This window comes from Enterobacter cloacae complex sp. I3 (genome assembly GCF_014896175.1).
Lineage (GTDB): Bacteria > Pseudomonadota > Gammaproteobacteria > Enterobacterales > Enterobacteriaceae > Enterobacter > Enterobacter bugandensis.
Genome location: NZ_JADBQZ010000021.1, coordinates 1 through 14,453, shown reverse-complemented (window position 1 = coordinate 14,453; position 14,453 = coordinate 1). Strand labels below are relative to the sequence as shown.

Below are 14,453 nucleotides of genomic sequence, written 5' to 3'. Positions count from 1 at the left end.
TGTGGAAAAGGATCTCGCACTCGTTGAACAGTTTCTCGACGCGCTGTGGCTGGAGAAAAATCTGGCCGAGAATACCCTCAGTGCCTACCGGCGCGATCTCACCATGCTGGTCGAGTGGCTGGCGCGTCGGGAGCTATCGCTTGCGAGCGCGCAAAGCGACGACCTGCAGGCGCTGCTCGCTGAACGCGTAGAAGGAGGGTACAAAGCCACCAGCTCTGCACGCTTGCTCAGCGCAATGCGTCGGCTTTTCCAGCATCTTTACCGGGAGAAGATTCGCGAAGACGATCCCAGCGCGCTGCTGGCGTCCCCGAAACTCCCGCAGCGGCTGCCGAAAGATCTCAGCGAAGCACAAGTTGAGAGATTATTACAGTCACCGGCTGTTGACCTGCCGCTGGAGTTACGCGATAAAGCCATGCTTGAGCTATTGTATGCTACCGGCTTGCGCGTTTCGGAACTGGTTGGCCTGACGATGAGCGACATTAGCCTGCGTCAGGGCGTGGTGCGCGTCATCGGTAAAGGAAACAAGGAAAGGCTGGTTCCGCTGGGAGAAGAGGCGGTTTACTGGCTGGAGACGTATCTTGAGCATGGCCGCCCCTGGCTGCTCAATGGCGCGTCTATCGACGTCCTGTTTCCGAGCCAGCGCGCGCAGCAGATGACGCGACAAACGTTCTGGCATCGCATCAAGCATTACGCCACACTGGCGGGTATCGACAGTGAAAAGCTTTCGCCGCACGTATTGCGTCACGCCTTCGCGACGCATCTGTTAAACCACGGCGCAGATTTACGCGTGGTGCAGATGCTGCTGGGACACAGCGATCTTTCAACGACGCAAATTTACACCCATGTCGCGACGGAACGCCTGCGGCAGCTACACCAACAGCACCACCCTCGTGCGTGAGTGCCGACAAATTGTAACAGGATCAATTATGAAAAAGTCTTTTGTGCTGTTCACCCTGCTGGCAGCCTCATTTACCGGCTTCGCCCATGCGGATGACGCCGCCATCAAACAGTCTCTGGCTAAGCTTGGCGTCACCAGCAGCGACATCCAGCCTGCGCCGGTTGCCGGTATGAAAACCGTACTGACCAACAGCGGCGTGCTGTACGTCACCGAAGATGGCAAACACTTTATTCAGGGACCGCTGTACGACGTGAGCGGCGCGCAGCCGGTGAACGTCACCAACCAGCTGCTGATGAAAAACCTGAACGCGCTCGAAAAAGAGATGATCGTCTATAAAGCGGCGCAGGAAAAACATGTGATTACCGTCTTCACCGACATCACCTGTGGCTACTGCCACAAGCTGCATGAACAGATGAAAGACTATAACGCGCTGGGCATTACCGTGCGTTACCTGGCCTTCCCGCGCGCAGGCGTACAGAGCAAGCCAGAGCAGGACATGAAAGCGATCTGGTGTGCCAAAGACCGCAACAAAGCGTTTGATGACGCGATGAACGGTAAAGACGTTAAGCCTGCCTCCTGCGACATCGACATTGCTAACCACTACGCGCTGGGCGTGCAGTTTGGCGTGAGCGGTACGCCAGCGATTGTCCTGAGTAACGGCTATGTTGTTCCGGGCTATCAGGGACCGAAAGAGATGAAAGAGTTTCTCGACGCGCACCAGAAACAGTTTGGTGGTAAATAATTCGCGTGAAAGCTCCCATCAAATTGCGCCGCCGCGAGGCGGTTGAACACGTTGATTTACCGGACGATCTCGCGCCGCTGCTAAAGCGCCTCTACGCCAGCCGCGGCGTGCGTCGCGCAGAGGATCTTGAGCGCAGCGTGAAAGGGATGCTGCCCTGGCAGCAGCTGAACGGTATCGAGAAAGCTACCGAAATGCTCTACAACGCGCTGCGTGAGGGAACGCGCATTGTGGTTGTAGGGGATTTCGACGCCGACGGCGCAACCAGCACTGCCCTGAGCGTGCTCAGCCTGCGCGCGCTGGGCTGCGATAATGTCACCTATCTGGTGCCGAACCGCTTTGAAGACGGCTATGGCCTCAGCCCGGAGGTGGTCGATCAGGCCCATGCCCGCGGTGCGCAGATGATCATGACCGTCGACAACGGGATCTCCTCCCATGCGGGCGTCGATCATGCTCACGCTTTGGGGATCCCGGTGCTGGTCACCGATCATCACCTGCCCGGCGATACGCTCCCCGCAGCAGAAGCGATTATTAACCCCAACCTGCGCGACTGCGATTTCCCGTCGAAATCCCTCGCCGGCGTGGGCGTGGCGTTTTATCTGATGCTGGCGTTGCGTACTCTCTTACGCGATAAGGGCTGGTTCGAATCCCGCGGCATTGCCGTTCCAAACCTGGCCGAATACCTCGACCTGGTGGCGCTGGGCACCGTGGCGGACGTGGTACCTCTTGATGCCAATAACCGCATTTTGACCTGGCAGGGCTTAAGCCGTATTCGCGCGGGCAAGTGCCGTCCCGGAATTAAGGCGCTGCTGGAGATTGCCAACCGCGATCCGCTTAAGCTGGCGGCAAGCGACCTGGGCTTTGCCCTCGGGCCGCGTCTAAACGCTGCCGGAAGGCTGGACGATATGTCCGTCGGCGTGGCGCTGCTGCTGTGCGACAACATCGGCGAAGCGCGCGTGCTGGCCAACGAGCTGGACGCCCTGAACCAGACCCGTAAAGAGATTGAGCAGGGGATGCAGGCCGAAGCGCTGACCCTGTGCGAAAAACTTGAGCGCAGTGGCGATACGCTGCCGGGCGGGCTGGCAATGTACCACCCCGAGTGGCATCAGGGCGTGGTCGGCATTCTGGCGTCGCGCATTAAAGAGCGCTTCCACCGCCCGGTGATCGCGTTTGCGCCTGCGGGTGACGGCACGCTGAAAGGCTCTGGCCGTTCGATTCAGGGGCTGCACATGCGCGATGCGCTGGAGCGTCTGGATACGCTTTATCCCGGTCTGATGATCAAGTTCGGCGGCCACGCGATGGCGGCAGGCTTGTCGCTGGAAGAGGCAAAGTTCGACGAGTTCCAGCGCCTGTTTGGCGAGCTGGTCACCGAGTGGATTGACCCGGCGCTGCTGCAGGGCGAAGTGGTCTCTGACGGTGAGCTGTCCGTCTCCGAAATGACGATGGAGGTCGCGCAGATGCTGCGCGATGCCGGTCCATGGGGACAGATGTTCCCGGAACCGCTGTTCGACGGGCGATTCCGCCTGCTGCAGCAGCGTATCGTTGGCGAACGTCACCTGAAAGTGATGGTTGAGCCGGTGGGCGGCGGACCGCTGCTGGACGGCATCGCCTTCAACGTTGACACCTCCATCTGGCCGGACAACGGCGTGCGCGAGGTCGAGCTGGCGTACAAACTGGATATCAACGAGTTTCGCGGTAACCGCACCCTTCAGATCATCATCGACAATATCTGGCCAATTTAGCGGCAGTAATCTCTATAAAAAAGGGCGTGGATTCGGTACAATCCCGCTCTTATCACCGCATTTTGACAAGTCCATAAAAGAAAACAGACCATGTTTGAAATTAATCCGGTAAAAAACCGTATTCAGGACCTCACGGAGCGCTCTGACGTTCTTAGGGGGTATCTTTGACTACGATGCCAAGAAAGAGCGTCTTGAAGAAGTAAACGCCGAGCTGGAACAGCCGGACGTCTGGAACGAACCTGAACGCGCACAGGCGCTGGGTAAAGAGCGTTCCTCTCTCGAAGCTATCGTAGATACGTTGGATCAAATGGCCCAGGGGCTGGAAGACGTTTCCGGTTTGCTGGAGCTGGCCGTCGAAGCCGACGACGAAGAAACCTTTAACGAAGCCGTGGCAGAACTCGACGGGCTGGAAGAGAAGCTGGCACAGCTGGAATTCCGTCGCATGTTCTCCGGCGAATACGACAGCGCTGACTGCTATCTCGATATTCAGGCAGGTTCTGGCGGTACCGAAGCGCAGGACTGGGCCAGCATGCTGATGCGTATGTATCTGCGTTGGGCGGAAGCGCGCGGCTTCAAAACCGAAATTATCGAAGAGTCTGAAGGTGAAGTGGCCGGTATTAAATCCGTCACTATCAAGATCATTGGCGACTACGCCTACGGCTGGCTGCGTACCGAAACCGGCGTTCACCGCCTGGTGCGTAAAAGCCCGTTTGACTCCGGTGGCCGTCGTCATACTTCCTTCAGCTCCGCGTTTGTTTACCCGGAAGTTGACGAAGATATCGATATCGAAATTAACCCGGCGGACCTGCGTATTGACGTTTACCGCGCGTCCGGCGCGGGTGGTCAGCACGTTAACCGTACGGAATCTGCGGTGCGTATTACCCACATTCCAACCGGGCTGGTAACACAGTGCCAGAACGACCGTTCCCAGCATAAGAACAAAGACCAGGCCATGAAGCAGATGAAAGCGAAGCTTTATGAGCTGGAGATGCAGAAGAAAAATGCTGAGAAACAGGCGATGGAAGACAACAAGTCTGACATCGGTTGGGGCAGCCAGATCCGTTCTTACGTCCTTGATGACTCCCGCATCAAAGACCTGCGTACCGGGGTTGAAACCCGCAACACGCAGGCGGTGCTGGACGGCAGCCTGGACCAATTTATCGAAGCAAGTTTGAAAGCAGGGTTATGAGGAACCAACATGTCTGAACAACAAGCACAGGGCGCTGACGCGGTAGTCGATCTTAACAACGAACTGAAAACCCGCCGCGAGAAGCTGGCAGCGCTGCGCGAGCAGGGCGTGCCGTTCCCGAACGATTTTCGTCGTGACCACACCTCAGACCAACTGCACGCTGACTTCGACGGTAAAGAGAACGAAGAGCTGGAAGCGCTGAACATCGAAGTGGCCGTTGCAGGCCGTATGATGACCCGCCGTATCATGGGTAAAGCCTCCTTCGTGACCTTGCAGGACGTCGGCGGCCGTATTCAGCTGTACGTTTCCCGTGACGACCTGCCGGAAGGCATCTACAACGAGCAGTTCAAGAAGTGGGACCTGGGCGATATCCTGGGCGCGAAAGGTAAACTGTTTAAAACCAAAACCGGTGAACTGTCTATCCACTGCACCGAGCTGCGTCTGCTGACCAAAGCCCTGCGCCCGCTGCCGGACAAGTTCCACGGTTTGCAGGATCAGGAAGCGCGCTATCGTCAGCGCTACCTGGACCTCATCTCTAACGATGAATCCCGCAAGACCTTCAAAATTCGCTCCCAGATCATGGCCGGTATTCGCCAGTTCATGGTCAACCGCGACTTTATGGAAGTGGAAACCCCGATGATGCAGGTGATCCCTGGCGGCGCGTCTGCGCGTCCGTTCATCACCCATCACAACGCCCTGGACCTGGACATGTACCTGCGTATCGCGCCGGAACTGTACCTGAAGCGTCTGGTGGTCGGTGGTTTCGACCGCGTGTTCGAAATCAACCGTAACTTCCGTAACGAAGGTATCTCCGTTCGCCATAACCCAGAGTTCACCATGATGGAACTCTATATGGCGTACGCGGACTACAAAGATCTGATCGAGCTGACCGAATCCCTGTTCCGTACCCTGGCGCAGGACATTCTGGGCACTACGCAGGTTCCTTACGGTGAAGAAGTCTTCGACTTCGGCAAGCCGTTCGAAAAACTGACCATGCGCGAAGCGATCAAGAAATACCGTCCGGAAACCAACATGGCGGATCTGGATAACTTCGACTCTGCGAAGGCCATCGCTGAAAGCATCGGCATCAAGGTTGAGAAGAGCTGGGGTCTGGGCCGTATCGTGACCGAGATCTTCGAAGAAGTGGCGGAAGCACACCTGATTCAGCCGACCTTCATTACCGAATACCCGGCGGAAGTCTCTCCACTGGCGCGTCGTAATGACGAGAACCCGGAAATCACCGACCGTTTCGAATTCTTCATCGGCGGCCGTGAAATCGGCAACGGCTTTAGCGAGCTGAACGATGCGGAAGACCAGGCGCAGCGTTTCCAGGATCAGGTTGACGCGAAAGCGGCTGGCGACGACGAAGCGATGTTCTTCGATGAAGACTATGTGACCGCGCTGGAGCACGGCCTGCCGCCAACTGCAGGTCTGGGTATTGGTATCGACCGTATGGTGATGCTGTTCACCAACAGCCACACCATTCGTGACGTGATCCTGTTCCCGGCAATGCGCCCGGTGAAATAAGGCGTTACGTTGCTAAAAAAGCCCCGAAAGGGGCTTTTTTATTGCGCCGCGAACGCTCTCAGCGCGTCTCGCGCGACCGTTGCTTCCTGCACCATCCACGGGCTAAAGCTCCATGGGGCGGCGTCCAGCGCGCGGAATAACGACTCCAGCGTCACCCATTCAAATGCCATCACTTCATCATGGTTAATTCGCAGTTCGCTGGTGACGCGGGCAGCGAAGACCGGGCAAATCTCGTTTTCCACGATCCCGGAAGGATCCGTTTCGCGGTAGCGGAATTCTGAGGCGACAGGCGTAATCGCGGTAATTTCTGCGCCAATCTCATCGCGGCAGCGACGGATAATTGCCTCTTCCGTCCGTTCACCAGATTGAGGGTGACCGCAGACGGAGTTCGTCCAGACGCCCGGCCAGGCTTTTTTACTTAGTGCGCGTCGGGTTACCAGACACTCGCCTTCGGCGTTAAACAGCCAGGATGAGAACGCCAGATGCAGCGGGGTTTGGGCAGTATGCGCGGCGTATTTTTCCTGAGTGCCAATTACCATTCCCTGGTCATTAACCAAAATAACGTGTTCTTGAATACTCATTCATGCTCCAGTGCCAACGATGCGGATGGTTCTGCACCATCAACAGGGAGCATTATACGGCAATCTTATACGAACGGTTTGTTTCCAGGAGCGGAAAAGGGCTGACCCATATCTCTCCGGGCTGGTATCATAGTGCGCCATTCACGCTGACCGAGGATCTGTTTTGTTTGCAGGAAGCCTGACGAGAAACCCCATCATCGCCATCTTTTGCCTGACGCTGACGCTATTCCTGGCTGGCTGTTCAGGAAGCAAATCGTCGGATATGGGTAGCTATTCCGGTTCGGTCTATATCGTTAAGCGCGGGGATACGCTGTACCGGATTTCGCGCGCAACGGGGACCAGCGTGAAGGATCTGGCGCGCCTGAATAACATCTCTCCGCCGTACACCATCGAAGTGGGGCAAAAGCTCAAGGTGAACGGCAGTTCATCCTCGGGCAAAAAATCCTCATCGAAAGGCAAAACCGCCAAAGTGACGCCGTCCTATCAGGTACCGCAATCGTCATGGCCGCCGGTTGGACAGCGCTGCTGGATTTGGCCTGCCAGCGGTAAAGTGGTCGCTCCTTACTCACTCTCTGAAGGTGGCAACAAGGGTATTGATATCGCCGCTGCGCGCGGTACGCCGGTTTATGCCTCCGGGGCAGGGAAGGTGGTTTATGTGGGGAACCAGCTGCGCGGCTACGGTAACCTCATCATGATTAAGCATGGCGAAGATTACATCACCGCCTACGCGCATAACGACACGATGCTGGTCAACAACGGGCAGAACGTGAAGGCGGGGCAAAAGATTGCCACCATGGGCAGTACCGGTACCGATTCGGTGAAGCTGCACTTCCAGATCCGCTATAAGGCGACGGCCATCGATCCGCAACGCTATCTTCCTGCGCCCGGCAGCAAACCGAAGTGCTAAGTGATTATTTAATCGCCGGTTAGTTGTGAAGAGGCTTGTATGAAGGTGCGTAAGGTCTATAATGCCTTACGCACCTCAAAGCGGGCGTAGTTCAATGGTAGAACGAGAGCTTCCCAAGCTCTATACGAGGGTTCGATTCCCTTCGCCCGCTCCAGATCTCTCCCCTTGTGGCAAAACTTCGATAAAACTCGTTTTGCTTTCAACAACTTACTTAACATAAGTTGTCGTGTTCGTTCTACCATTGAACGACGATTTACCAACACAAGGTACACTGTTAGTTGTCACGGATAGTTACTATGGAAGTAAGAGTATAACTATTCGGCGGCGGCAGTTGTAGCCCTCACACCGCGATAGCACAACGTGAAGGAAAAGCCTGATCCGGGCATTGTCTCTTGCACCAGACCGATCACACGCATTTTAAGCCCGATGTGCGGCCTTGTGGCTGCGTAAACAGGTGTATAGTGGTAAACGTACCTGCACACGATATGCAGGCTCTGCCAGCGCTTCGCTCACGCTCCTGACGGTACACGAGCACCCTGATAAGGTGTGATCCCTCTGACAATCTGATGAAGTCGCTACGCTCCGCTTGTTGCTTGTACCACTAACGGGGCTTTATGGCTTCTATTGTCCAAAATCTGTTAGTTGCGCGTTGTATGCACCTTGGTTAATCTAAGATTAATCCGATAGGGGTGGTGTAGATGCGTGATGGGCGAAGCTCTGGTAGAGATTTGTATGTTAGATTTCAAGGAAGGGGAACTGCTGATGAAGAATAGTATTCTTGCTGATGCTTTGTTGAATGCTGCGAAAAATAGCGAGCCTGAAAGCGCTATCACCAAACTTGTTGCATCAAGTGCTGGAGAACAGCAAAAACAAACCAAAAGAAAACTTCATGCTCAAGAAATGTCTCTACCTGAATTGATCAGGGTAAAAAATGAATACTCTGAAAAAATAAACGATCCGGTAACATCTAACGAGAAGAAGAAAGAAATTTCAGAAATCATTAAATCATTAAATTATGAGATCAGGAATAGAACTAAGGATACGCCTGCACAAAGTCTAAAGGAACCTCGCTCAATATTTAAGCAGGAGAGGAGAGTTGCACGCGAAAATTATAGAAAATCTATTCAGGTTAGATCTTTCAAGAAAACTATCCCGCCGAATCAGTTTACCATTAGCCATGAAAATCGTAGTTTCCTGCCATTGAATGAGAAGACTTTGGAGCGTGAAAGATTGCGTAAAGAGTTAATAGCCAAAGAAGCTCAGGCTGAGCTGGAGAGAATGGCTTTAATTTCTCGCGTTACGCATACTAAAATTATTCAAGAAGAAAGAACTGATACGAAGAAGACATCACCTGCAAAGGTGATCACAAAATTAGATACCAATTCAACAACCAAAATTGAAGTGCCTGAATTTTATTTTAATAGCGAACTGTATAGCCAGTTGATAAGGACTATCCCTGTCACGCAAGCGTACAAGATCGCAAAAAGTCGTGAACTATCTTCAAAATATTATGACAGTAAAGTTGAACCAGGTAAGTTTTCATATTTTAACTCGCTCGCTTACTTAATTTCGTTAAGAAGTAAGAATGAAACAGATGCGCGTGAAATAGCCAAGAAACAAGGGCAGTCTGAAAGGGTTTTGTATGACCTTATCACAGTAGGTTATAAGATTTCTCTAAGTAAAAAAGATTCTGGCGCGGTAAGAAAGAAACAAGAGAAAATTAGTTCCTATCCTGAATCAGTGGATCTTAAATTAATTTCGAGTAATGTTCAGCGTACATTGCAGTTAAGAAGAATTAGTGACCAACAAAGTTTCCGAAGGAGAGTTGAGACCAACTTCAAAGGTAGGTGTGCAGTAACTGGACAATCAATTCAATCTTTGCTTCAAGCCTGTCATTTAGAGGATTATTGTTCTTCGCACAATATGGATACCAGTAACGGCATCCTACTTACCTCGGATTGTCATCGAATGTTCGATAACGGCCAACTTGGTATAAATCCAGATACCCTAACCATACATTTTAATGTTGAATGTATATATGCCCATATGTTTGAGGGTAAAATAATAGGGGCACATACTGTGAAGTTAGACGAGAATAAACTGCGCAGTAAATGGAAATTATTTTTGAAGATCAGATCCAGTTGATATGTTACTTTCAACCTTTGGTCAATTTTAGAATAAGTACAATCCGTCACCACTCTAAAGAAAACTCCTCTGTTAAATCGTCCTGCACGTCCTGACCATACCCGATGTAATACATCGTTGAGCGCGGATCTGTCTGTCCCAGGAAATGGGCGATTGTTTCAATAGCCACTCCAGCATCGAACATCACGCGCCCACGGCTTTTACGTGGTGTATGGCATCCCACGTTAGAGAATCCTGCTCTACGTCCCATCTTCCCAAATTCCTTGAATACCGTGTTACGGGTTACGGCGTTGCCTTTGCTACGTATATCGCCCTTGCTAAAAATGAAATCCGTCTTCACTGGCATATCGGCTTGCTCTGCCTTACGTTGCGCTACGGCTGACAGCATCGCGGCTGTAACCTTTGGCCTTACTACGTTTCCCGTTTTCTCCTGCTTTACCTTGAGGTGAGATTGCCCTTCTACATCTTCGTACCGGAGTTTGAGCACGTCAGAGATACGTAAGCCCGATTCATACATAAACACCCACAAGCAATAGAACAGGTTGCTTCTGGCGTTGCGTTGTAGCTCTGCCGCCACTGCTTTAACTTCGTCTGCACTCTTTAGCGCCTGGCTAATGCCTTTCATCTTTATCCCTCCTCATGTTCGTTTCGTTGAAATCATCATTGATCATAAATTGATCATTTTCAACAGGTTGCAAGATACGTTTGTTTTTGAAGAGCACGAAATGATCAAAATGTGTGCGCGGTTGCTTTACCGATCGAACACCGCCCGAGGCACTTCCCCAACTCCAGGCGTAGAAATCCCGAAATATCCGTAACTGATTGAAAAATAAATGAAAATGCATTTATCCTCATGGTTCGTGAAACGGTGATTCTGTCAAGAGATTTATTTTCGATGACGGGGAGTTACCCCTGTTTGCACGGTGAAGTGATGGAAAAGTGTTCTGATTAAATAAAATCAATGAGTTGCAGAATACACTTTTCTAATGTGTATCGAAGTAGGGCGTAATTGCACGGTAAATGAGAGTGGTTCTCATTTATGTCTGATTGCATCATGAAATGATTAGAATGCTAATAAATTGGAGGGGTTTGCATGTAAAAATCGAATTGTTACTTTATAACAATAAAATGAGAAAACTCGTTCAGCACATTGCACCTATCATGAAAGTAGTTTGCTACGACAAACAGCGCTGATCACGCACTACACAACGGTTTAGCTAAAATGATCATTCTGACAATGAAAGTGAACAATTTACTTTGGCTTACAGCTACACCGATTCTTTACCTGTCATTTAAGATAGGTTTTGATGTTATTAATGCCATGTTTTGATAGGTATTACCTAACATTTACCTCTGGCTATTCTTAGGATTGTTGCATGTGCGATTGATTCGTAGTGAGCAGGGCGAAGATATACATCAAAATGATGTATGTCGAAACTGAGGATAAGCGGATATACATCAAAATGATGTACGGATGCATGGGATACGCATCAAATTGATGTATGGATCGGCAAACTACACATCAAATTGATGTTCTATACAAAGAGATTCTAAAAGCGATCTCTAAAAGAGAGCTTTTAGAAGATCTTGTGAAAGATTCGCTTTGCTGGCGCGTTTCGCCTGGCAAGTGACCTGATTCGCCTTTGGGGCTACTCGGTCAGCCGCTCACGACGCAGCGATCAGCGCATCTGTCTGTGATTGTGCCAGGGCTTCGCCCTCGTGAAACGAGGCACAGAAGCTATGCGCCGTGTGCGCAATGTCTTTCGGCATAACTTCTGCCTGTCTTCCATGCTCCGCATTCATCCATGCAAAGTTAGCCCACGGCTAAGGATTTACTGGTCGCTGATGGCTCCAGTTCATCCAGCCTCAATCCAACACCACCACCTACTATCCTGATAACTACCGTTATCCCTCAGTAGTTTGTGCTATTGGTTTCGGGAGTAAGTGCCAGAGGGCGGCGGTAACGCAAACGGAACGCCCCAGGCGCGCTGAGAGCGTTTTCGAAAGGATAGGGAGGGCATTGCACCTCTCAGGCTTTCAAACCTGTTAGGAAGCGATAGAACGTGTTTTATGATGATATGAATGAGTTGATCACAACGTGTAAGTGCGCTATGATCTGAGATGGATAGAAATAAGTATTGACATTTAAATCATTTCATGATAAAGTAAATGATGTAGGGTGATGAAAGCATTCGTCCCGTCATCATCTCAGGCATCCAGCCTAACGCAAACAATCCAACTTACACCGCACTATCAGGCAACGTGATTAACGTTCTCCCTGGATGGTGTTTCTGTGTTTCTGTGTTTCTAACGCAAGGAGAACCAAAATTAAGTATTTTAATCCAGAACTTGTCTTCGAGGCTTTAAAGGCCGGAAGCCAGACGCGAAATGCAATAAACAGCCAGCGAGCAGCCGCACAACGGCAAGGATATTTCGAACACGCTGAAAGATTGCGTAAAGGAATCGAACTTTACGATCAATGGAAAGCTGAACAGGCTGAAACCACCGCCAACGAATAAACCAGAAGGAGAAAACAAATGAGCGAAATCCAGAAGAAGAAACCAGCCGGAACATTCGTAAAACTGCCGGATGAAGTGTTTAGCACTTTGTTCAAAGAGGCGCGAGCGAGAGGCGTAACAGTGCAGGAGATGTTAATTGACGCTGCAACCACACTTTCCACATCGATTAAGAACGGAGAACGTTCTACTTAATAAGGATACACCATAATATGACTGACATTATAAACAGTAAGGCTTTTAGTTTCACCAACACCGAAGACGCATTTAACGAATGCACCAGGATCACCAATCTTAAAACAGGCGTTACAGAGTACCTTTCTCCTGCTGATAAGCAGTTTTACGTCAGAATGCGCCATCGTTATTATCGCTTTACGATAGAGTTGGGCGGTACTTATTACGATGACATTGATCAGCTTGGTGCAAGTATTGGTGTTAGTTCGGCAACAGCAACACGCATTGTTGCAAAGTTGAAGAAAATCGGACTGATCGCCAGTAATAAGCCAAAGCGCTCAAACCAATGGACCATAACGCCACTCACGCCGGAAAACTTCACCTTTGAACGTGATCGTAATGCGATGGAACGAGATTCCACGCCGGAATGGGTAGATTGCCTAAAACATCCAGTGTTTGGCAAAGTTAGAGAAGACGTAGCGCCAGAGAGGCAGCGCGAAGAGGCCAAAGCAGATCCGATGTGCGAGCTTGACGAAACACCGGAAGAGGAAGCACCAGCACCGGAAAAAGTGGAGCCAACACCTAAGCCAAAGCCCACGAAGAAACCAGCGGCAAGGAAAGCACCCTCCAAACAGCAAACCGTCTCCCCGTTTGAGTTTAAAACGCCACGAGATGAAAACCGGGATTGGTGGTATTTGGAACGCTACAACGATGCAGATCAGTTTACTGGATTTAATGACTTTGATTTGCCTTATCTGGCAATGTTTGAGAGTCAGGGGAAGTTAATAAATCAACATTCAATCCAGTATCTTAAAACCAAACGCGGAGCATACGAACGATCACAACAAACTTAGGAGTAACATTGAATAAACTATACCTATTGAACGAAGCCACACATCATCAAATAGAATGTAACACTGTCTGCCAACGTCTTTATTATCACCTTGCATCTCTTAAACGTGAAAGCGGAGCAATAAAAGCCACCGTGAAACATATCGCTGATGGGATCGGTATAAGTGAGAGCGGGGCGCGGTATTGGTTATTAATAATGAAAGATGCAGCGGTTATTACAATGGAGCGCCACGGCAAGTATTACGACATTACCGTAAACGAAGCGGTGAGCTTCATTACGACAACCAACTAAGAAACAATACGGGAAACTTTTATGATCATCGCTATCTATTGGCTGTTTGCATTTTACGCAGTATGGACATTAACGAGAAAACACGGAAGTTTCCCTCTACGAGGATAAATGAGTACAAGACAAAGAAACAACTTAGTGCGTATTGAGAAAGCAGCACGAGCCAGCAAACGTAAATACAGCCGTCAGTTGAAAGAACATGCAACTGAATCCATCCCTGGGGAGTGGATCACCGAAATAATAGAATACCCTGCAACGGTGCCAACCGGATCAGAGTTTGAACTATTGCAGGATGTTTTAGCCTCTTCGGATAACGTCTTCTATAAACCACGCCGCCGCCGTGAATACCGTGTTGATTCATCGAACCTTAAGAAGTGGCAGTTATACGCAGAAAACTATATTGACTGGCGGGAATATATCCGCACTAACGGGCTATCCCACCACACACAAGACTTTGACATTCTCTTTGACGATAAGGAAATCACACATGACTAATACATACAGCACCATTGAAACTATGATTCTGAATTTTGAAGATGATTGGCATCTGCCAACATTGTCTTTAGTGAATCAGGCGCATGTATCAGGAACGCCCTCCGCGCTCTTGGAAGCGGTGCAACACACTGAACAGGCAATCACTTCCCTTGAACATTTGCAAACGTCTGTAGCTCGTTTGGTGCAGCGTGATTGTAGTACGATCACACCAGAAGAAGTTTGGCGTGTAGCTAATGACTTTGAGGAGCTGGCTTGCTCTCTGCAATACATCACCGCTGAACTGGGAGAGCTTAGCCTCGACATTGCCAAGGTTTATGGCATGATTCAGAGTGAATAAATATTCACTAATAGCACATAAGTACTTGACATGTGCATAACTTTTATGTTACTATGTAAGTA

General features: G+C 50.4%; 14 protein-coding genes and 1 tRNA gene. 13 read left to right on the top strand and 2 right to left on the bottom strand.

Going from position 1 to position 14,453, the window contains the following annotated elements; all coding sequences use genetic code 11:
* Nucleotide 1: 1 nt before the first annotated feature.
* The 5 genes from xerD (at nt 2) to lysS (ending at nt 6,095) form a co-directional block, all read left to right on the top strand.
* A complete protein-coding gene (gene xerD / locus IM271_RS16720) occupies nt 2-898 on the top strand; it encodes a site-specific tyrosine recombinase XerD (RefSeq protein WP_028014320.1) in 897 nt (298 codons plus the stop codon).
* A gap of 28 nt (nt 899-926) precedes the next feature.
* Entirely contained in the window at nt 927-1,640 is a 714-nt protein-coding gene (dsbC, locus tag IM271_RS16715) for a bifunctional protein-disulfide isomerase/oxidoreductase DsbC (protein ID WP_028014319.1), read from the top strand.
* Between the two features lie 5 nt (nt 1,641-1,645).
* Nucleotides 1,646-3,379 (top strand): single-stranded-DNA-specific exonuclease RecJ, encoded by a 1,734-nt coding sequence (gene recJ, locus IM271_RS16710; RefSeq protein WP_193052898.1) that lies wholly within the window; start codon nt 1,646-1,648, stop codon nt 3,377-3,379.
* A 90-nt stretch (nt 3,380-3,469) separates the two neighbouring features.
* Nucleotides 3,470-4,568, top strand: a protein-coding gene (gene prfB, locus IM271_RS16705) for a peptide chain release factor 2 (RefSeq protein WP_120266878.1) whose coding sequence is annotated in 2 segments (ribosomal slippage) — nt 3,470-3,544 and nt 3,546-4,568 — 1,098 coding nt in all. Because the reading frame shifts where the segments join, the coding sequence is not laid out codon by codon here.
* Between the two features lie 9 nt (nt 4,569-4,577).
* A complete protein-coding gene (lysS, locus tag IM271_RS16700) occupies nt 4,578-6,095 on the top strand; it encodes a lysine--tRNA ligase (protein WP_014885130.1) in 1,518 nt (505 codons plus the stop codon).
* Nucleotides 6,096-6,133: 38 nt separating this feature from the next.
* On the opposite strand, the gene idi is transcribed toward lysS, so the two are convergent.
* The gene (gene idi / locus IM271_RS16695) at nt 6,134-6,676 is read right to left on the bottom strand and encodes an isopentenyl-diphosphate Delta-isomerase (RefSeq protein ID WP_041908358.1); all 543 of its coding nucleotides are present in this window, start codon (nt 6,674-6,676) and stop codon (nt 6,134-6,136) included.
* Between the two features lie 163 nt (nt 6,677-6,839).
* Between idi and actS the strand changes: the two genes are divergently transcribed.
* The 3 genes from actS (at nt 6,840) to IM271_RS16680 (ending at nt 9,728) form a co-directional block, all read left to right on the top strand.
* Nucleotides 6,840-7,583, top strand: a complete 744-nt coding sequence (gene actS / locus IM271_RS16690) for an amidase activator ActS (protein WP_193052897.1) — start codon at nt 6,840-6,842, stop codon at nt 7,581-7,583.
* A gap of 80 nt (nt 7,584-7,663) precedes the next feature.
* Nucleotides 7,664-7,737 (top strand) — tRNA-Gly (locus IM271_RS16685).
* Nucleotides 7,738-8,288: 551 nt separating this feature from the next.
* On the top strand, nt 8,289-9,728 hold the full coding sequence (locus IM271_RS16680) for an HNH endonuclease signature motif containing protein (protein ID WP_226859001.1): 1,440 nt from the start codon (nt 8,289-8,291) through the stop codon (nt 9,726-9,728).
* Nucleotides 9,729-9,774: 46 nt separating this feature from the next.
* On the opposite strand, the gene IM271_RS16675 is transcribed toward IM271_RS16680, so the two are convergent.
* The gene (locus IM271_RS16675; RefSeq protein ID WP_193052895.1) at nt 9,775-10,353 is read right to left on the bottom strand and encodes a tyrosine-type recombinase/integrase; all 579 of its coding nucleotides are present in this window, start codon (nt 10,351-10,353) and stop codon (nt 9,775-9,777) included.
* A gap of 1,912 nt (nt 10,354-12,265) precedes the next feature.
* On the opposite strand from IM271_RS16675, the gene IM271_RS16670 reads away from it, so the two are divergent.
* The 5 genes from IM271_RS16670 (at nt 12,266) to IM271_RS16650 (ending at nt 14,391) form a co-directional block, all read left to right on the top strand.
* Nucleotides 12,266-12,439 (top strand): hypothetical protein, encoded by a 174-nt coding sequence (locus tag IM271_RS16670; protein ID WP_193052894.1) that lies wholly within the window; start codon nt 12,266-12,268, stop codon nt 12,437-12,439.
* Between the two features lie 17 nt (nt 12,440-12,456).
* Nucleotides 12,457-13,272, top strand: coding sequence for an ArsR family transcriptional regulator (locus IM271_RS16665; protein ID WP_193052893.1), 816 nt, complete (start codon nt 12,457-12,459; stop codon nt 13,270-13,272).
* 8 nt (nt 13,273-13,280) lie between these two features.
* Nucleotides 13,281-13,562, top strand: coding sequence for a hypothetical protein (locus IM271_RS16660; protein WP_032654910.1), 282 nt, complete (start codon nt 13,281-13,283; stop codon nt 13,560-13,562).
* 108 nt (nt 13,563-13,670) lie between these two features.
* Nucleotides 13,671-14,054 (top strand): hypothetical protein, encoded by a 384-nt coding sequence (locus tag IM271_RS16655; protein WP_072095013.1) that lies wholly within the window; start codon nt 13,671-13,673, stop codon nt 14,052-14,054.
* A complete protein-coding gene (locus IM271_RS16650; RefSeq protein WP_193052892.1) occupies nt 14,047-14,391 on the top strand; it encodes a hypothetical protein in 345 nt (114 codons plus the stop codon). Before IM271_RS16655 ends, IM271_RS16650 begins: the two co-directional genes overlap by 8 nt.
* The last annotated feature ends 62 nt before the right edge of the window (nt 14,392-14,453 follow it).